Below are 19,322 nucleotides of genomic sequence, written 5' to 3' on the forward strand. Positions count from 1 at the left end.
TCAACGCGGGTGTCGCGCCGCCAGCGCGATGCCCGCCAGATTGTGCGAGCGGCGGACATGGCGGACGTGCACCCGCGCGAACCCCGCCGCGAGTGCGTCGAACCGCCGCTGCGCCGCGCTCCGCCGGACCGGTGCGATCGCCTTGTCGACCACTCCACGCGAATCGCCGATCAGGACGATGTCGGACAGTCCCAGCCGCGCCGCGACCGCCAGCGCATCGAACAGCGCACACCATTCGGCGGTGTGGTTGTCGCCCTCGCCATGGTCGAGCGTCAGGTACGCTGCTCCCCGCACCACCACCGCGGTTTCGATCGCCCCCGGATTGGGCCGGCACCCGCCATCGAAGAAGAGTTTGACCGCGTCCGTCGATCCTTTGCTCATAGCCGCCCTTGTACCCCCGCGAAGGCGGGGGTCCAGACTGGCCCCCGCCTTCGCGGGGATACATCGGTCCAAAACGCCAAATTTCGCGACTGATACTCACTCGCAGTATTGATCGTTACGCCGCCGCACGATAGGCGCAGGGACGTGACCGACACCCGGCCCCTCTCCCCGCCCCGCCCGGCCGCCGCCGCCCGCGCGCCCAAGCGCAAGTGGCGCGGCTGGTGGCTGCGTCAGCTCCATACGTGGCACTGGATCAGCGCCGCGGTGTCGCTGGTCGGGATGCTCGCCTTCGCAATCACCGGGATCACGCTCAACCACGCCGCGACGATCGCCGCGAAGCCCGTCGTGACCGAGGCCGCGGCGACGCTGCCCCCCGCGCTGCTCCGCCAGCTCGCGACGACGCCCGCGGACGCCGCCGCCCCGCTTCCGCCGGCCGTCGCCACCAGGGTCGCCGACGCGGTCGCGCTCGATCCGGCGGGGAAGCCCGGCGAATGGTCCGATACCGACGTCTATGTCGCGCTCCCCCGCCCCGGCGGCGACGCCTGGGTCAGCATCGATCGGGCGAACGGCCGGATCACCGCGGAGACGACGTCGCGGGGCTGGATCTCGTACCTCAACGATCTCCACAAGGGCCGCAACACCGGGGCTACGTGGAGCTGGTTCCTCGACATCTTCGCGGGCGCGTGCATCCTGTTCACGCTTACGGGTCTGCTGCTGCTCCAGATGCACGCACGGCACCGCCCGTCGACCTGGCCGATCGTGTTCGCCGGCCTCGCCATTCCCGTCGTCCTTCTCCTCGTCTTCGTCCATTAAGGGGTATCGCCATGCGTCCAGGCCGTTTCTCGCTCCTCGCCGGCACGCTTGCCGCGCCGCTCGTCGCCACACCCGCGAGCGCGGGCACCGTCACGATCACGATCCCCCGGCTCGACGTCGCCGAATATCACCGCCCCTATGTCGCGGTCTGGCTCGAGCCGGTCGGCGGCGGCGCGGCGCGGACGCTGGCGGTGTGGTACGACGTGAAGAAGGGCGGCAACGAGCCCGGCACCAAGTGGCTCGCGGACCTGCGCGCGTGGTGGCGCAAGGGCGGCCGCGCGATGGCGATGCCCGCCGACGGCGTCAGCGGCGCCACCCGCGCGCCCGGCCAGTATAAACTGACACTCCCCGCGGACCTCAAGCCCGGCCAGTATGTCCTGAACGTCGAGGCCGCGCGCGAGACCGGCGGGCGCGAGCTCGTCACGCTGCCGATCGCAGTCCCCAACGTCCCCGTGCGCGCCACCGGCAAGGCCGAGCTCGGCGCCGTCACCCTCGCCCGCTGAGAAAGGCCCGATCATGAATCGCTTCGCCACCCGGCTGCTCGCCGCCGCCGCCATCCTCTCGGTCCCCGCCGCGCTGTCCGCGCATCGCCAGTGGATGCTTCCCTCCAGCACCGTCGTGTCGGGCACCGACAGCTGGGTGACGATCGACGCCGCGGTGTCGAACGACCTGTTCTTCTTCGATCATCAGCCGATGCGGCTCGATGCGGTGAAGGTGTGGCAGCCCGACGGCACGCCCGGCCAGCTCCAGAACCCGTCGACCGGGCGCTACCGCTCGGTCTTCGACGTCCAGCTCGACAAGCCCGGCACGTGGAAGGTCGGCACGCAGGTGCAGGCCGTGATGGGCAGCTTCAAGGTCGACGGCGTCGAGAAGCGCGTCGGCGGCCGCGGCGGCCCACCCAGACCCGGACAGGGAGGCCCCGGCCAGCCCGCCCCCCTGACCGTCGCCGACATCCCCGCCAACGCGACCGACGTCGCGCTGACCGAGGTCCAGTCGCGCAACGAGGTGTTCCTGACCGCGGGCGCGCCGACCACCACCGTCTTCAAGACCACCGGCACGGGCCTCGAATTCGCCCCCGTCACCCATCCCGACGAGCTGGTGGCGGGCGAAACCGCAAAGTTCCGATTCCTGATCGACGGCAAGCCCGCCGCAGCCCTCAAGGTCACCGTGATTCCCGGCGGCAAGCGCTATCGCAACGACGAGGGCGCGCGCGACCTGACGACGGGCGCGGACGGCGTGCTGAGCGTGACATGGCCGACCGCGGGGATGTACTGGCTCAACGCCACCGCGACCGACAAGGCGACCACCACGCCCCGCGCGACCGAGCGGCGGATGACGTACATCACGACGCTCGAGGTGCTGACGCCCTGACACGCATAGCGCTGCCCACCGTGATCGACGCCGCCGCGATCGCCACGCGCGACGCGGCGGCACCGATCGTCGATCTCGCGGGCGAGACGATGGGGACGCGGTGGTCGGTCCGCCTCGCCTCTCCGCACGGTGTCGACGTCGCGGCGGTCGAACGCGCGATCGTCGCCCGGCTCGCTGCACTGGTGGACGAAATGAGCCACTGGGACGCCGCCTCGCTGCTGTCCCGCTTCAACCGCGCGGCAGCGGGATCGTGGACGGCCCTGCCCCCCGATTTCGCGCATGTCGTCGCGCAGGCGCTGCGGATCGCGGAGGCGACGGGCGGTGCGTTCGATCCCGCGATCGGGCGCGTCGTCGACCTGTGGGGCTTCGGCCCGCTCGCGGTCGCGGGTCCACCAGGCGACGCCGCACTGGCGGCGGCGCGCGCGACCTCGGGCTGGCACCGTCTCGACTACGACGCCCCGATGCGCCGCCTGCGCCAGCCCGGCGGGTGCTCGCTCGACTTGTCGGGAATCGCCAAGGGCCATGCGGTCGACGCGGTCGCGGACCTGCTTGCCACGCATGGCATCGCGCATGCGCTGGTCGAGATCGGCGGCGAGCTCGCCGGGCGCGGGGTGCGCCCCGGTGGCGAGCCGTGGTGGGTTGATCTCGAAACGCCCCCCGGCGCCGCCGCCGCACCGCTCCGCATCGGGCTCCACAATCTCGCGGTCGCGACTTCGGGCGATTATGTCCGCGGCGCACACACGCTCGACCCGCGCACCGGTCGCGCGACCGAGAACGGCGTCGTGTCGGCGAGCGTGATCCACGCCTCGGCGCTCACGGCCGACGCCTGGGCGACCGCGCTGACGGTGCTGGGGCCGATCGACGGGCTGACAGTCGCGACCGCGCACGGCCTCGCGGCACGGTGGGTGACGACGGACGGGGAGGTCCTCAGCCTCGCCCTGACCGCGATGCTGGCGTGAGCATCAGCCCGCAACCAGCCCGTTCAGATACGTCTCGATCGCGGTATACCCGTCCTTGCGCGCACGCGCACTGTCGTCCTTCGCCGGGTTCAGCCCATGCGCCCGCTCCCACGCATCGGGCATCCCGTCATGGTCGCGATCGGCGGGCACCACACCCTTCGACAGCTCCGGCCAGCCACCATCCTCGCGCTGCGTATCGATCTGTTTGCCGGTGCGCGTCCGCACGCCCGCGATCACCTTCGCATCGACCGCGTCGCGCGCCTTCGACGCGCCGGCCCCCGCCAGCACGCGCGCATAGCTCGCCGCCGCCGCCTCGCTGCGCACGGGCGCGACGTCGACCGGCGTCGCGAGCCTGTACCCGTCGGGCTGGATCCCGCTCACCAGCGACCACGGATCCGCCGGGATCGCGCCGTTCATGCTGTTGCCCGCGAAATACGCCTTCGCCAGCGTGTTCGATTCCTGGAACGCGATCGGCTTGTCGCTGTTCGGCCCCGCGACATAGCTGTTGTCGACGAAATTGTACCGCGCCAGCGTCGCCTTGTCGGCATTGTAGCCCGAGTGCGACCCGCCCCAATTGTAGAAGACGTTCGACCGGAAATCGAAGAACGCACCCTCGGGATCGATATCCGGCCCGTCGTAATTCCCCGGCCGCGGCATCCGCGCCTCGTGGTTCGCCCACAGATTGTGGTGGAAGCTGATCCGGCTTCCGCGCCCGCCGCGGATCAGGCTACCATAGCCATGCTCGCCCTTGGCGTGGAGCGAGTGCGTCAGCGAATCGGCGATGATCGACCATTGCACGGTCAGGTCCCAGAACCCCTCGCCCTTCGCATAGCGCGCCGACGCCGACAGCGTCTCGTCGACCGACCAGCTGGCGGAGACATGGTCGAGGATGATCCGCCGCCCGCCCAGGATCCAGATCGCGTCGCTCTCGGTCTTCGATTCGTCGCCCAGCCGCGAGCGGATATAGCGCACCACGACATCGTCCGCCGCGACCTCGAACGGCTGGTCGCGCAGCGTGACGCCGCCACCGGGCGCGGACTGGCCCGCGATCGTGATCCGCCCCTCGCGGATGCGCAGCGGCTTCGTCAGCCGGATCGTCCCGTCGACCGCGAAGACGACGACGCGCGGCCCCTTCGCCTCGACCGCCTCGCGCAACGAACCGGGGCCGCCGTCCTGCAAGGTGGTGACGATCATCACCCGCCCGCCGCGCCCACCGAGCGACAGGCGCCCCGCGCCCTCCGCACCGGGAAAGGCGACCTGCGCAGGAGCGGATATGGCGGGGGGGGTATCAATCATCATCGGATCCTCAATCGAACAGCAGTTTGCGCATGTCGGGCACCGCGACCGACAGGTCGCGCGCGACCATCGTCGCGAACACCCCCGCGCCCTTCGCGCCCAGATGCGTCCGGTCGAAGCTCAGCTTGCGCTGCGCGAACGGCGTCTCCTGCACTTCGGTGACGGCGGCGGGAGCGATCGGCGCGGTCCCCGGCGGCAGCTGCGCCAGCGTTTCGGCCCCGCGCTCGCCCATCGCGTTGACCGCCGCGGTGCTGCGCGCATTGAGATCGACCAATGGAGTCTTCGTCTCCGCCGCCACCGTGCGCACCGCCTCCGCCCAGGGCGCGAGATCCTCGACCACGCGCCCGTCCCGGAACGTGCGTCGCGTCAGCGGGGTCAGCAGCACCGGGACCGCCCCCGCCGCGCGCGCCTCGGCGACGTAGCGGCGCAGGTTGGCGGGAAACTCGGTCGCCAGGTCGGTCGACCGCCCCGGCTTGCCCGGCTGGTCGTTGTGCCCGAACTGGATCAGCACCCACGTCTTCACGAACCCCGGCGTCTTCATCTCCGACAGCGCGAGGTCCCACGAGCCCTCGGTGCGATAATTTCCCGAACTCCGCCCGCCCCGCGCCAGATTGACGCAGGCGGCGAACGAAGTGACGTGGTTCGCGCAGAAATCGCCGCCCCACCCCCCCGCGACCGCGGTGGTGGAGTCGCCGACGAGGATGATCTTCGACGCCCGGATCGGCTGGACCGGCGGCTGGACCGGCGGCGCGGGCGTGGTCTGAACCGCGGCGGCGAGAAGCAGCGCGGCGATCACAGCGCGCGGAACCGGAAATCGCGAAACTTGGCCTCGCCCGCTCCCGCCGAATACAAGCCCGGTCGCAACATCAGGAATCCTCCGCGGACATTGTGGTGATAGCCCGACACTTCCATGCCGCGGTCGAACCGCTGCCAGGTTTTCCCGCGATCGCCAGAGGTGTGGATCGCGACGATATGTCGCGTGTTCGTGATGCGGATCGCCATCCGCCGGCCGTGCGGATTGGCGGGCCTACCGCGTTCGATACCGTACTGGTGCGTGACGAAGCGCTTTTCGTCGAAGCCCAGCCCGCAATAGAGCCGGTCGTCGTAGAACAGCACCAGCCCCGCGGTTCCGCCGGCGGCGATCTCGATATCGCACTGGAATTCGTACGCCTGGTCTCCCGCGATCAGCATCAGCGGCGACGAATCGACGGGCGCGGTGCCGCTCGCCTTCAACACCAGCGCGCCGCCCTCGGCGCGCGCACGATCGCGCTCGGCGGGGCCGGGGCGGAAGAAATTCCACTTCGCACCGAGCCTGAGCGTCTTGAAATCGTCCGACAGCGGCAGGCCGTGCGGCAACTTCGCGCCGCCCTTCGGCTTGGCGATCGGCGTCGACAGGTCGCCCCCGGTCATGCGGAACCAGCCATCCGCGGTCCACGCGACCGGATCGAGCAGCACCTGACGCCCCAGCGTCCAGTACCCGTTCTCATAGCCGTGATAGACCGACCACCACGACCCGTCCGGCGCCTCGACCAGACTCGCATGCCCGCGCGACCACCATTTCTCCGCGGTGTCGACGGTGCGGACGATCGGGTTGCCCGGATGCTGTTCCCAAGGCCCATGGATCGATCGCGACCGCGCCGCGATTACCATATGCCCCGTCGGCGGCCCCGCCGTCCCACCGACCGCGGTCAGCATGTAGAACCACCCGTCATGCCGGTGGATCTTCGGCCCCTCGGGCGAGAAGCCCTCGACGTCCCACGTATCGGGGTAACGCCACGGGTCGTAGACATGCTCGACCGCGCCGACCGTCGACAGGCCGTCCTCCGCCAGCCGGATCCGGTCCCCGCCCGACAGGAACAGCCAGCGCGACCCGTCCTCGCCCACCGCGTGGCACGGATCGATATGGCTGTGCAGCTTCAGGTCGATCGGTTCGGACCATGGCCCGTCGATATGGTCGGCATGGATGACGAAGATCGAGTTCGGCTTCGCCTTGACCGGGATGTAGAGGAAATACCGCCCCTCGTACTTCTCCAGGCTCACCGCCCAGACCGAGCCGATATTGGTGCGCAGCGCGGCGGTGCGCGGCTGCCAGTTCACCAGGTCGCGGCTGTGCCAGATCGTGCAGCCCGGATAGCTGTCGAAGCTGGAGAAGGTCATGTAGTAATCGTCGCCATCCTTCAGGATGGCGGGATCGGGCCGGTCGCCCGCGATCAGCGGATTGAGGAAGCGCCCGTCGCCCAGATCGGCGACGCGCTGCCCCTCGAACCCGCGCTTCCAGTCGGTCGCCGCGGGCGCGCAGGCGGGCGTCGTCGCCGCAGCGGCGGGACCGGACAGCGCGAACCCGCCCCCGGCCAGCGCGGCGCCCCCCCCGGCCAGCGCAGCGCCCATAGCTTCGCGGCGGGAGATCGTCATACAGGATCCTTCTGGTCGATACGGAACGGCTGGTCGGCGTGGACGATCACATGCCCGCGCGCGTCGAAGTCGATGCGGACGAGGCCCGGCTTCTCGCGCATGTGGCTGCGCGCGTCGTTGCCGAAGAAGGTCTGCCACCACCGGCCCTGCCGGTCGCGGAACACGTTGCCCCCGCCGCAGCACGGCGCGCCCTCGTGCCGTTCGCGCCACGGGCCTGTCGGCGTGTCGGAAAGCCAGAAGGCGAAGGAATAGCGATCGTCGTAGCGATCGACGACGCCCAGATAATAGACGCCGTCCCGCTGGAACATCGTCGCGCCTTCATAGCCGAAATGCGCGAAGTCCTTGTCGGCGCACTGTCGGCGATGATGGGTCGGATCGCGGTCCCAGCCGTCCGCACTCGTCATCTTCCGCCACGGTTCTGCCAGCCCCGACACATCGTCCTTCAGCCGCACGATCTCGTCCGCCGAACCCGCGGTGAACCACACAGCGCCGGCGGGGTCCTCGAACAACGTCGCGTCGATCCCGCCCTTGATCGGCTTGTCGGGGGAGAAGGCGTGGACATACGGCCCCTCGGCGCGACCGGTCGTGCTCTTCAGGATCGCCAGCCCCGCGCGGCTCATCGAATGGCAGATATAATAGTTGCCGCGGATGAAATGGATCTCGGGTGCCCACAGCGCGCGGAACGGCACGCCCGATCGCATCCGCCAGTCGCGCTCCCACACCCCGTCGCGCCCGATCGACCAGACGAGGCCCAGATAGTCCCATCGGTCGAGGTCCTTCGATCGCCACAGCTCGACGCCGTCGTTGGTCGCCCAGATGTTGTCGCCGGTCGATCCCGTCATGTAATACCAGCCGTCGCCGCCGACGCAGACGATCGTGTCGCGGATATGGACGTCGTGGAGCGGCCGGATCCGCGGCAGCAACCGCGCCGCCACCGCACTCCCGGAATCGGAATCCCCCCAATCCGCGACCGGGTAGCGCCGCGGCACCGGCCCCTTGTACCGCACGTCGGGCAGTCCCGACGTCCACCCGCCCGAGGCGCTCGCCGCGGTCGCGCGCGTGCCCGGCCCACTGATGCCCGAATAGGGCCAGTAGCCCTTGGGCGGCGGCGGGATCACGCGCCCCGAATTGTCGCCGACGGGCGCGCCGCTTCCCGGCCGGGGCGCGGGACCATAGGCTAGCGGCGTCCGCGCCCATGCGGGCACCGCCGCGATCCCGGCGAAGCCCAACCCGGCCTTGATGATGTCGCGGCGATCCATCTCTATCGATCCTCCGGCGAAAAACGCCCCCCGCCGGCGATGCGGCGGGGGGCGAGGTCCCTGGGGTGGGAACTCTAGAAGCTCATCCGCGCACCGATGCGGTAGACGCGGCCGCTGCTGCCATATTGCGTCACCGCTTCCTGGCCCTGATAGGCATAGCGGTTGGTGTTCTGGTTGGTCAGGTTCAGCCCCTCGATCGTCAGCGCGAACGACTTGAACAGGTTGAACCCGATCGACGCATCGACGTTCGTCGTGCCGCGGCTGTAGACGAAGTCGTTGATGAGCGGGCTGTCGCAGCCCACGCTTTCCGCCCCCGTCGCGGTGCCGACGCCGGTGCCCACCGTCGTCAGCCCCGGACTGCACGAACCCGCCGCGATCGGATATTGCGCGACATACCCCTTGCGATTGGCGACCGACACGCGTGCGCGGAACCCCTTCACCTCATAGAACAGCGTCGCGTTCAGCGCCTGCGGCGACACGCCGATGAACGGCCCCTTCCCCGTCGTCTGCGGGATCACCGCGGTGCCCGGATCGAGGATGTAGTTCAGCTCCGACTTGATATAGGTATAGTTCACCAGCACGCCGAAGTTCTTCAGGAAGCCCGGCAGGAACGTCAGGTTCTGCTGGAAGTTCGCCTCGATCCCGCGGAGATAGCCGCCCGGCGCGTCGCGATACTGGCGTGCGGTGAACGGATTGTTCGCATCGAGATACGCCAACTGGTTGACGTTGGTGTACTGCGCACGGATCGCCGCGATCGTCGCCGCGTCGGCGAACTCGCTGAGCGGCGCGGTGAACAGCACCGTCTGCGGGAACGACGATACCTGCTTCGAGAAGCCGGCGATCGAGATCAGGCTGGACGGCGTGAAATACCATTCCAGGCTGGCGTCGAAATTGGTCGAGCGGAACGGCTGGAGCCGGGGGTTGCCGATCGTGAACGACGCGCCGGTATTGTCGCCGTTAGACGGCACCGAGATCGACGTGATCGTCGGCGCCAGATTGCCCAGCAGCGGACGCGCCATCACCTTCGACGCGCCGAACCGCATGTAGATGTCGCGGCGCGGCTGGTAGACGAGGTTCAGCGACGGCAGCCAGTCGGTATAGCGGTTCGTGCCCACGATCGGCCGGCCCGACTGCGACGTGCCGTTCGAGGTGACGTCGGTGATCGCCACGCGGGTGCCCGCATTGCCGCGCAACGGCTGGCCGAATATTTCGGTGTTGAAGTCGAACTGCAGGTACACCGCGGTGTCCTTCTCGTCGACGCCATAGCTGTTCTGCCCGCCGTTGCGCTTTGTCGTCAGGCGCCAGTCGCCATACTTGTTCACGCAGTTGCAGGTGAAGCCGAACAGCTGGTCGATCTTGCCCAGGTCGGGGACGAGGAAGCTGCTGATCGTGCCCTCGGGCGTGTTCAGCCCCTGCCCGAACGGCACCAGCTTGCTGTTCGCCGCTGTCGTCGACTTGGCCTCGAGCAGCGTCGGGTTCAGCGTGTCGGTGTTGCGCTCGGCCTGCGAGGTGAAGAAGCCGAAGCGGCGGATCGTGCCGCCGAACGCGACGTTGAACCGGTCGTTCACCGCCCAGTCGAAATCGACCTTCACGCCCTCATAGTCGTTGCGGACATAGCGCTGGTAGTTGCGGATGGCGGAGAAGCCCTTCACCATCTGCCAGTTGTTCGGATCGGTCGTGTCGAACCCGAAGTCGATCTTGGGCATGTCGCCGTGCTGGCGATCGTCATAGACGAAGTTCTGCGGCGAATCCATGCGGTTGAACTCGACGAGCAGGCCCTGCTGATAGTTGACCGACTTCGACTTGCCGTAGATCGCGCTCATCTTGAAATTGTCGGCGAAGTCCTGGTCGATCCGGGCACTGCCCTGCCAGAACGTCGTCGTGTACGCCGAGTAATCGACTGCCGAGCGCATGTCGACGTTGCGAAGAACCAGATAATCCGCCAGCCCGTTGGTCACGTTGGCGTCGAGCACGTCGACCCCCGGCCGCCCGATCAGCTGCCCGCGATAGGCCAGCCCATTGCTCGACGGAATATAGCCGACCGAGTTGGGGTTGTTGTAATAGTCGTACGGATCGAGATTGTTGGGGTTGGTGCTGAAGATGTTGGCGTTGGTCGGGCTGGTCGCACCGGGCACCACCGCCGCGCTGCCGAGCACCGACGAGACGAGCTGCCCCTGCTGGTTCAGCGCGGTGCCGAACGCCGGCGTCGCGCCGTACAGCTGCTGGCCGCAATCCTGCTCGGGCACGATCGCGCTGCCCGCGTTCGGCGTGCACAGCCCCGGATAGGTCGCGCGCGACGCGGTCGGCGCGATCCGCCCGACCGCGCTGTTGTACGCCGCGTTGGTGTTGTTGCGGTTGAGCCCCACCGGCGACAGCTGGTTGTTCTCGCTGACGTTCTTGAACCGCGAGAACAGCCCGTCGAGCGTCAGCCGCGTCTTGTCGGTCACGTCCCACTGGTACGCGCCGGTGATGCCGATCCGCTCGTTGCGGACGGTCTGGTGGTTGAGCGTCGGCAGCGCGGGGATGCGCACGCGCGAATCGTCGAACCGGCCCGGCGTGTTGTACGGCGCGCCCGGATACAGCTTGGCATACGCGGTCGGATCGGATCCGGTCTGCACCGCCAGCGCGTCGGGATTGGCATAGGGCAGCGCGGTCCCGGTCGGCGCGGAGAAGCCCGCGCGCTGCGGCACGCCCTCGCCCAGGAACTGGCTGCTGCGATACAGATAGTCGGACTGGCCCGCCTGGCGGCCGTACGAATCGATCACGTTCTCGGTCTTGTTGTACGCGCCCGAGACGAGGAACCCCATCCGCCGGTCGGGCCCGAACCGCACCGAAGCCAGGCCCGCGATGCGCGGGTTCGTCTTCTTGCTGTTCTCGTTGTAGCTGCCCTCCGCGGACAGCGCGTAGCGGTTGTTCTTGTAGTCGAACGGCTTGCCGGTCGTCAGGTCGATCGTGGCGCCGAGCGAGCCCTCGTCGGTTTCCGCGGACGGCGTCTTCTGCACCTTCAGGCTGCTGAACAGCTCGGACGCGAAGGTGTTGTAGTCGAACGAGCGGCTGCGGTTGGGGCTGGTGCCCGAATCGTTCGATCCCGCGGTCGACAGCGCCTCCAGCCCGTTGAGGCGCGTGCGGTTGAAGTCGCCGCCCAGGCCACGCACGGTGATCCCGCGCCCCTCGCCATTGTCACGATCGATCGACACGCCGGGCAGGCGCTGAAGCGATTCGGCCAGGTTCGCGTCGGGGAAGTCGGCGATGTCCTCCGCGGTGATCGCGTCGATCTGCAGGTCGGACCGGCGCTTCTCGTTGAGCGACGACTGGATCGATCCGCGAAAGCCCGTGACGACGATGTCGGCGACCTTGCCCTCTTCCGACGACAGCGTCTGGACGGAGTCCGCGCCGCTCGTCGTCTCGTCCTGCGTCGCCGCGGCGGCCGCCTCGACCTGCTCGGGCGTGGAACCCACCACCGCGGCGTTGGGCGTCGCCGCGCCCACCGGCGTCTGCGGCGCGGGCGCCGGTGCAGTCTGGGCCGCGACCGGCGTCGCCGCCAGCGCGACGAGCAACGCCATCAACGACGGTGCGCCGTTCAGCGTCGCGCGCGCCTTCGTGATCGTCCCTCCGGTGATCGTCCCCTTGGTGGTCGTCATAGCAATAGTCCTCCCCTGGCCGGGGCCGGGCGTGTCGTATCGGCCGCCCAGCCTCCGAGTGTTGATACCGGTGTCAATCGTGCAGCTGCGTCGGCGCCCAAGGTGCGACGGGTCGGGCCCGCGCAGCGTGCGCCCGGCCCCGTGCTGCCATGTTCGTAGAGCCGGGCATCATCCGGGCCCAGCATCCGCGGCGCCCCGTCGGGCCCGCGATACCCCATCGCGGTCCAGCCATCCGTCGCGATATGCGCGTCCATCCAGCACCGCAGATAGGTCGCCGCCCCCAGCAGCGCCATGTTGCCCCCCGCACGCCACGGGCGACCGAGCCATGTTGCGCCGTCCGGCACGCCCGCGTCGCGCGTCAGCCGGCAGTCCGCGAAGACGAGCCCGACCGGCTGCACCGCGGGCGTGCTGGGCGCGGCGATGAACCCGCCCGGCATCGCGCCGTCGTTGCGCGACACGATCGTGCACCGCTCGATCCACGCCGCCGCGCCGCCGAACACGAAATCGACGCGTCCGGCGATCCGCGAATCGCGAAGCAGCGTCGTCGCCTGAAGCAGCAGCGTATCCTGCCAGCTTTCGATGTCGCACCGCTCGATCACCGTGCGCGGCGCCGCCGCCCCCACCGCGAGCGCCACCGCTTGCATGCGGCTCGCCGGATAATCGTGCGAATTGCGTATCGTAAGGTCGCGCAGCGTCACGTCGGGTGCCGCGATCGTCAGCGTCGCCGATCCGCTCGTCCCCCAGGTTCCGCCACCCGGTTTCGGCAGCGCCGCGCCGGCATCGAAGCCGATCACGCTGTCGCGTCCGCGCCCGACGATCGTCACGCCCGGGACGTCGATCGTCAGCTTTTCGCGGAACACACCGCGTCCCAGCGTGATCGTCGCCCCTGGCTGCGCGTCACTCCTGATGCGCGCCAGCGCCTCCGCCAGTGTCCGCACGCTCCCCGGCGCGCCGTCCTGCGAGACGTGATAGAGTAACGGCGCCTCGGCGCGCAACGGCGCCGCAAGACCCGCGACTGCGAGCATCGCGAGCATGGCGCGACGGTCGGGCACCAGGCCCGCCAGGTCGTTCGCGATGATCGGACGCGCGTTCATTTCCTCTCCCTGTCGGTCCCCGACCCGCCCTCTGGCGAACTGCCACGTCATTGCCCGACGCATGCTGGTAACCGGTGTCATCACAATGCGACGTCACAATCTGCCTGTCAAGCAGCCGATCGCTTCGGATATGGCTCAGATAGGCGACGGGTCTAGTGCCGATCACCGGCAGGCGTAGAACCGGCATGCCGGCCTCGAGAGAGGTTCCCGCCTCTTCACCTGGCGGCACCCGGATCAAGTCCAGGGTGGCGATGGGGCAAAGACGGAGACGCCGCCCCGCCCGTCAGCCTTCGATCTTGTCGATGCGCGCCAGCAGCGTGCCCTCGGGCACCTGCGCGCCCTCCGCCACCTTCAGTTCGGCGACCACCCCGTCGAACGGCGCGAGCAGCGCCTGTTCCATCTTCATCGCCTCCAGCACCAGCATCCGCTCGCCCCGCGCGACCGCCTGCCCCGCCGCGACCAGGACCGCGATGACGCGCCCCGGCATCGGCGACAGGATCGCGCCGTCGCCATCCTCGCCGCCACCGGCATGATCCGCGCGGCGCGGGCCGAACGGCCATGCCTCGCCATCGAGGAACAACACGCCGTCCGCGACCTCCCCCGCCGATGCCGACCCGGCGTTGGCGAGATAGGGCTTGCCCGCGACCGCGACCTCGACCTGCATCACGGGCGCCGCGTTCGCGCGAAACCCGCGCAACGCCGTCCACGGATCCCCGGTCATCGCGGGCAGGATCGCCGCCGCCGCCGCCGCGAGAACCGTGGTCGAGGGCTCGGCCGGCGGAATCAGCCTTTCGGCGTGCCGCGCGATGAACCCGGTATCCACGCGCCCGGCCACGAAATCCGGATGCGCCGCAGCGCGCGCGAGAAACCCCGCATTCGTGCGCACCGGCCACACCTGCGTCCCGCGTGCCGCTACCGCCAGCTTCGCCGCCGCCTCGCCCCGCGTCGTGCCATGGACGATCAGCTTGGCGATCATCGGATCGTACCAGGGCGTGACCGCGCCACCCTCCTCGACGCCGCTGTCGATGCGGACGCCGCCCGGAAAGCGCAACCGGTCGAGCGGCCCCGTCGACGGCAGGAAGCCGGTGCTCGGATTCTCGGCATACAGCCGCGCCTCCATCGCCCAGCCGTCGATGGCCAGTTCGTCCTGCCGCTTTGGCAGCGGCTCGCCCGACGCGACGCGCAGCTGCCATTCGACCAGGTCCTGGCCGGTGATCGCCTCGGTCACCGGATGCTCGACCTGAAGCCGGGTGTTCATCTCCATGAACCAGATGCGGTCGGCGCGGAGACCCTCGGACCCGTCGGCGATGAACTCGATCGTCCCCGCGCCGACATAGTCGACCGCGCGCGCCGCCTTCACCGCCGCATCGCACACCGCGGCGCGCGTCGCCGCGTCCATCCCGGGCGCGGGGGCCTCCTCGATCACCTTCTGGTGGCGGCGCTGGAGCGAGCAGTCGCGCTCGAACAGATGAACCGCGTTGCCGTGCGTGTCGCCGAACACCTGCACCTCGATATGCCGCGGCGACAGGATGTACTTCTCGATCAGCACCTGCGTGTTGCCGAACGACGCGGCCGCCTCGCGCTGGCAGCTTTCCAGCATCTCGGCGAAGTCGGCCGCGGCATCCACCTTGCGCATGCCCTTGCCGCCGCCGCCGGCGACCGCCTTGATGAGTACGGGATAGCCGATCGCATCGGCCTCCGCCTGCAACCGCTCGGGGCTCTGGTCTGCGCCGAGATAGCCCGGCGTCACCGGCACGCCCGCAGCGATCATCCGTTCCTTCGCGGCGTCTTTCAGCCCCATCGCGCGGATCGCAGCGGGCGGCGCACCGACCCAGACCAGCCCGGCCGCGATCACCGCCTCGGCGAACTCGGCATTCTCGGACAGGAAGCCGTAGCCGGGATGGATCGCCGTCGCCCCCGTCGCGCGCGCCGCCTCCAGCAGGCGGTCCTGCCGCAGATAGCTGTCGGCAGCGGCGGCGGTGCCGATGCACACCGCGTCGTCCGCCTCGCCCACGAACGGCATGCCCGCATCGACGTCGGAATGGACTGCGATCGTCCGAATGCCCAGCCGGCGCGCGGTGCGGATGATACGGCGGGCGATCTCGCCACGATTGGCGATGAGGAGAGACTGGATCATCACCATCACATCCGGAACAGGCCGAACTGCGCACGCTCGGGGATCGGCGCGTTCAGCGTGGCGGAAAAGGCGAGGCCCAGGACGTCGCGGGTCTGCGCGGGATCGATGATGCCGTCGTCCCACAGTCGCGCGGTCGCGTAATAGGGATTCCCCTCGTCCTCGTATTTCTGCCGCACCGGCGCCTTGAACCCCTCCGCCTGCTCCGGCGTCCACCTCTCGGCGTCGCGGTGCACGGTCGCGAGCACGCTCGCCGCCTGCTCGCCCCCCATCACGCTGATCCGCGCATTGGGCCAGGTGAACAGGAAGCGTGGGCCATAGGCACGCCCGCACATCCCGTAATTGCCAGCCCCGAAGCTGCCGCCGATCAGCACCGTGATCTTGGGCACCGACGCGGTCGCGACCGCGGTGACCAGCTTCGCGCCGTTCTTCGCGATCCCCTCCGCCTCGTACTTGCCGCCGACCATGAAGCCCGAGATGTTCTGGAGGAACAGCAACGGCACCCGCCGCTGGCACGCCAGCTCGATGAAATGCGCGCCCTTCAGCGCGCTTTCCGAAAACAGCACGCCGTTGTTCGCGAGGATCGCGACCGGCATCCCCCAGATCCGTGCGAAGCCGCAGACCAAAGTCGTGCCGTACAGCGCCTTGAACTCGTGGAACTCGGAAGCGTCGACGATCCGCCCGATCACCTCGCGCACGTCATAGGGCGCGCGCACGTCCTGCGGCACGATCCCGTACAGCTCCTGCGCATCGAGCTTCGGCGGAAGCGGCGCGGTCACCTCGATATCCACCGCCTTGGGATGGTTCAGCGTCGCGACGATGTCGCGCACGATCAACAGCGCGTGTTCGTCGTTTTCCGCGACATGATCGACCACGCCCGACTTGCGCGCGTGCGTGTCCGCCCCGCCCAGTTCCTCCGCCGAGATCACCTCGCCCGTCGCCGCCTTCACCAGCGGCGGCCCGGCCAGGAAGATCGTCCCCTGGTTGCGCACGATCACCGTCTCGTCCGACATCGCGGGCACATAGGCGCCGCCCGCGGTGCAACTGCCCATCACGCACGCGATCTGCGGGATGCCTTCCGCGGACATCTGCGCCTGGTTGTAGAAGATCCGGCCGAAATGCTCGCGATCGGGAAACACCTCTGCCTGGTGCGGCAGGTTGGCGCCCCCGCTGTCGACCAGATAGAGGCACGGCAACCGGTTCTCCCGCGCGATCTCCTGTGCACGCAGATGCTTCTTCACCGTCATCGGGAAATAGGCGCCGCCCTTCACCGTCGGGTCGTTCGCGACGATCATGCACTCGCGCCCCGACACGCGACCGATCCCGCAGATCATCCCCGCCCCCGGCGCGCCGTCGCCGTACATCCCGTTCGCGGCCAGCGCCCCGATCTCGAGAAACGGCGACGCGGGATCGAGCAGCCGCGCCACCCGGTCGCGCGGCAGCAGCTTGCCGCGTGCGACGTGGCGATCCCGATGCGCCTCGGATCCGCCGAGCGCACTCGTCGTCGCCTTTTCGCGCAACGCCTCCGCCAGCGCGCGGTTATGCGCGGCGTTGGCGGCGAAATCCTCCGACGCCGGGTCGGCGAGCGATCGCAGCGTCGGCATCACTGCGCCCGCGGCGCGTCGTGGCCGATCAGCTCGCGCCCGATCAGCATCCGCCGCACCTCATTGGTGCCCGCGCCGATGTCGAGCAGCTTGGCGTCGCGCCAGTATCGCTCGACCGGCCAGTCCTTCGTATAGCCCGCGCCGCCGAGCGCCTGGATCGCCTCGTTCGCCACCTTCACCGCATTTTCCGACGCGAACAGGATCGCGCCCGCCGCGTCGAACCGCGTCGTCTGCCCCGCGTCGCAGGCCTTCGCCACCGCATAGACATAGGCGCGCGACGTGTTCAGCGCGACATACATGTCCGCCACCTTCGCCTGCATCAGCTGGAACTCGCCGATCGCGCGCCCGAACTGCCGCCGCTCGCGCACATAGGGCAGCACGACGTCGAGGCACGCCTGCATGATCCCCAGCTGGATGCCCGACAGCACGACGCGCTCGTAATCGAGCCCCGACATCAGCACCCGCACGCCGCCGTTCAGCGGCCCCATCACCTGGTCGTCCGCGACGAAGCAATCGTCGAACACCAGTTCCGCGGTCGGCGATCCGCGCATCCCGACCTTGTCGATCTTCTGCCCGATGGAAAAGCCGGCGAACCCCTTCTCGATCAGGAACGCGGTGATCCCCTTCGATCCCGCATCGGGCGCGGTCTTGGCATAGACGACCAGCGTATCCGCGTACGTCGCGTTGGTGATCCAGAACTTGGTGCCGTTCAGCCGCCACCCGCCCTCGACCTTGTCCGCGCGCAGCTTCATCGAGACGACGTCCGACCCCGCCCCCGCCTCGGACATGGCAAGACTGCCGACATGCTCGCCCGAAATGAGCTTCGGCAGATACTTCGCCTTCTGCTCGGGCGACGCCCAGCGGCGGATCTGGTTGACGCACAGGTTGGAATGCGCGCCATAGCTCAGGCCCATCGACGCAGACGACCGGCTGATCTCCTCGCACGCGATCAGATGCTCGAGATAGCCGAGCCCCAGCCCGCCATCCGCCTCCTCGACGGTGATCCCGTGGAGGCCGAGCGCGCCCATCTCCGGCCACAGGTCGCGCGGAAACCAGTCCTCGGCATCGATGCGCGCCGCGATCGGTTCGATCCGGTCGAGCGCGAACCGCCGCACCGTCTCGCGAATCGCATCCGCCATCTCGCCCAGCGCGAAATCCAGTGCCGCCATCATCCTCTCCATTCGTCGTTGCGCTGACGATAGGCCATCGGGGGAGGTTTGAAAAATTGAAAGCCCGGGAGGAACATCATAGATGATGTCTATGATCGATCGCTATCTCCTGCGGTATTTCCTGTCGGTAGTGGATACGGGCAACTTCTCCCGCGCCGCCGCCGCCTGCAACGTTTCGCAGCCCACCTTGTCGGTCGGCATCGCCAAGCTGGAGAGGGCGCTCGGCCGCTCGCTGTTCGACCGGACCAACCGGCGCGTTGCGCTGACCGAGGCGGGTGCGCGGCTCGTCACGCACGCGCGCGCGATTGAATCGGGCTTCGCCGCCGCGGAACGCGCGGTCGCGGGCGCCAGTGCGCCACGCGCGGTCCGCCTCGGCGTGCTCGCGACGACGCCACGCCGCTGGATCGAGGCGTTCCTGCGCCTCCACCGATCGCAACCCGGCAGCGACTCGGTCGAGATCGTCGAGGGCAAGGAGCGCGACCTACGCGAACGCCTCGCGCGCGGCCGGATCGACGTCGCGCTCACGATCCTGCGTGGCACCGACGACGACGCGACGGGCCAGCGCCTGTTTACCGAGGGCTATTCCCTCGCGCTCGCGACGTCGCATCCGCTCGCCGGTCGCGATCCGATCCGGGTCGAGGACCTCGCCGACGATCCGATGATCGTCCGCCGCCACTGCGAACTGCTCCCCGAAACCAGCCGCTTCTTCACGACGCGCGGCATCCGCCCGGTCTTCCCGTCACGCACCACCAGCGACGACCGGGCGCTCGGCTATGTCCGCGCCGGGCTGGGCGTCACCGTCATGCCCGACGGGTTTCGCGAGCCCGGAGTCGTGCGCACGCATCTGGAAGGGTTCGACTTCACGCGCGAGATCGGGCTGCTCTACGCCGCGCACGTCGACCGGCCGGCGCTGGCGCAGGGCCCGACGATCGCCGCGCTGGTCGCCGCGGTCACGCCGTGAGATCGACGCTGCTGCGTCGGAACACTGGAAAATGGGAGGAAAATGGATGCCCGACAAGGACTCGAACCTTGATTGACGGAGTCAGAGTCCGCTCTCTTACCATTAGAGGATCGGGCAATCAGGCGGCGCATCTAGGCGGCGGAAAACCATGGGTCAAGCCGATTCGCGCAGCGTCGGTGCGACAAAATCTTGTCGCCGCCGCGACATCGCGCTACCTTCGCCACCAGA

The 19,322-nt window shown here is 69.0% G+C and carries 15 protein-coding genes and 1 tRNA gene; 5 read left to right on the forward strand and 11 right to left on the reverse strand.

The features are described from left to right. A complete protein-coding gene (locus ACV7NO_RS01615) occupies positions 1 to 381 on the reverse strand; it encodes a reverse transcriptase-like protein (protein ID WP_463404292.1) in 381 nt (126 codons plus the stop codon). Between the two features lie 144 nt (positions 382 to 525). On the opposite strand from ACV7NO_RS01615, the gene ACV7NO_RS01620 reads away from it, so the two are divergent. From ACV7NO_RS01620 to ACV7NO_RS01635, 4 genes are all read left to right on the forward strand, one after another. Continuing rightward, a complete protein-coding gene (locus tag ACV7NO_RS01620; protein ID WP_463404293.1) occupies positions 526 to 1,194 on the forward strand; it encodes a PepSY-associated TM helix domain-containing protein in 669 nt (222 codons plus the stop codon). Between the two features lie 11 nt (positions 1,195 to 1,205). After that, positions 1,206 to 1,697, forward strand: a complete 492-nt coding sequence (locus ACV7NO_RS01625) for a DUF2271 domain-containing protein (protein WP_463404294.1) — start codon at positions 1,206 to 1,208, stop codon at positions 1,695 to 1,697. 13 nt (positions 1,698 to 1,710) lie between these two features. After that, positions 1,711 to 2,565 carry a DUF4198 domain-containing protein gene (locus tag ACV7NO_RS01630; RefSeq protein WP_463404295.1) on the forward strand — a complete coding sequence of 285 codons (855 nt, stop codon included), beginning with the start codon at positions 1,711 to 1,713 and terminating at the stop codon, positions 2,563 to 2,565. An 89-nt stretch (positions 2,566 to 2,654) separates the two neighbouring features. Next, positions 2,655 to 3,524, forward strand: a complete 870-nt coding sequence (locus ACV7NO_RS01635) for an FAD:protein FMN transferase (protein WP_463407250.1) — start codon at positions 2,655 to 2,657, stop codon at positions 3,522 to 3,524. A 3-nt stretch (positions 3,525 to 3,527) separates the two neighbouring features. Here the strand turns inward: ACV7NO_RS01635 and ACV7NO_RS01640 are convergent, their stop codons facing one another. From ACV7NO_RS01640 to ACV7NO_RS01680, 9 genes are all read right to left on the reverse strand, one after another. Then, positions 3,528 to 4,820, reverse strand: a complete 1,293-nt coding sequence (locus tag ACV7NO_RS01640; protein ID WP_463404296.1) for a pectate lyase family protein — start codon at positions 4,818 to 4,820, stop codon at positions 3,528 to 3,530. 10 nt (positions 4,821 to 4,830) lie between these two features. Beyond that, positions 4,831 to 5,616 (reverse strand): rhamnogalacturonan acetylesterase, encoded by a 786-nt coding sequence (locus ACV7NO_RS01645; protein WP_463404297.1) that lies wholly within the window; start codon positions 5,614 to 5,616, stop codon positions 4,831 to 4,833. Next, positions 5,613 to 7,232, reverse strand: coding sequence for a family 43 glycosylhydrolase (locus tag ACV7NO_RS01650; RefSeq protein WP_463404298.1), 1,620 nt, complete (start codon positions 7,230 to 7,232; stop codon positions 5,613 to 5,615). Before ACV7NO_RS01650 ends, ACV7NO_RS01645 begins: the two co-directional genes overlap by 4 nt. Next, the gene (locus ACV7NO_RS01655) at positions 7,229 to 8,491 is read right to left on the reverse strand and encodes a family 43 glycosylhydrolase (protein WP_463404299.1); all 1,263 of its coding nucleotides are present in this window, start codon (positions 8,489 to 8,491) and stop codon (positions 7,229 to 7,231) included. The genes ACV7NO_RS01650 and ACV7NO_RS01655 overlap by 4 nt, the downstream gene beginning before the upstream one ends. 74 nt (positions 8,492 to 8,565) lie before the next feature. Then, positions 8,566 to 12,132 carry a TonB-dependent receptor domain-containing protein gene (locus ACV7NO_RS01660; RefSeq protein WP_463404300.1) on the reverse strand — a complete coding sequence of 1,189 codons (3,567 nt, stop codon included), beginning with the start codon at positions 12,130 to 12,132 and terminating at the stop codon, positions 8,566 to 8,568. Beyond that, positions 12,129 to 13,226 (reverse strand): pectinesterase family protein, encoded by a 1,098-nt coding sequence (locus ACV7NO_RS01665; protein ID WP_463404301.1) that lies wholly within the window; start codon positions 13,224 to 13,226, stop codon positions 12,129 to 12,131. Before ACV7NO_RS01665 ends, ACV7NO_RS01660 begins: the two co-directional genes overlap by 4 nt. Positions 13,227 to 13,509: 283 nt before the next feature. After that, on the reverse strand, positions 13,510 to 15,363 hold the full coding sequence (locus tag ACV7NO_RS01670; protein ID WP_463404302.1) for an acetyl/propionyl/methylcrotonyl-CoA carboxylase subunit alpha: 1,854 nt from the start codon (positions 15,361 to 15,363) through the stop codon (positions 13,510 to 13,512). Between the two features lie 5 nt (positions 15,364 to 15,368). Then, the gene (locus ACV7NO_RS01675; RefSeq protein ID WP_463404303.1) at positions 15,369 to 16,964 is read right to left on the reverse strand and encodes a carboxyl transferase domain-containing protein; all 1,596 of its coding nucleotides are present in this window, start codon (positions 16,962 to 16,964) and stop codon (positions 15,369 to 15,371) included. After that, complete coding sequence (locus ACV7NO_RS01680; RefSeq protein ID WP_463404304.1) at positions 16,964 to 18,133, reverse strand: isovaleryl-CoA dehydrogenase; 1,170 nt, start codon at positions 18,131 to 18,133, stop codon at positions 16,964 to 16,966. The genes ACV7NO_RS01675 and ACV7NO_RS01680 overlap by 1 nt, the downstream gene beginning before the upstream one ends. Before the next feature lie 91 nt (positions 18,134 to 18,224). Between ACV7NO_RS01680 and ACV7NO_RS01685 the strand changes: the two genes are divergently transcribed. After that, positions 18,225 to 19,094, forward strand: a complete 870-nt coding sequence (locus tag ACV7NO_RS01685) for a LysR family transcriptional regulator (protein ID WP_463407251.1) — start codon at positions 18,225 to 18,227, stop codon at positions 19,092 to 19,094. 43 nt (positions 19,095 to 19,137) lie between these two features. On the opposite strand, the gene ACV7NO_RS01690 is transcribed toward ACV7NO_RS01685, so the two are convergent. Further along, positions 19,138 to 19,211 (reverse strand) — tRNA-Gln (locus ACV7NO_RS01690). Between the last annotated feature and the right edge of the window lie 111 nt (positions 19,212 to 19,322).

The sequence above is a fragment of the Sphingomonas sp. Ell38C01 genome, from assembly GCF_055231975.1.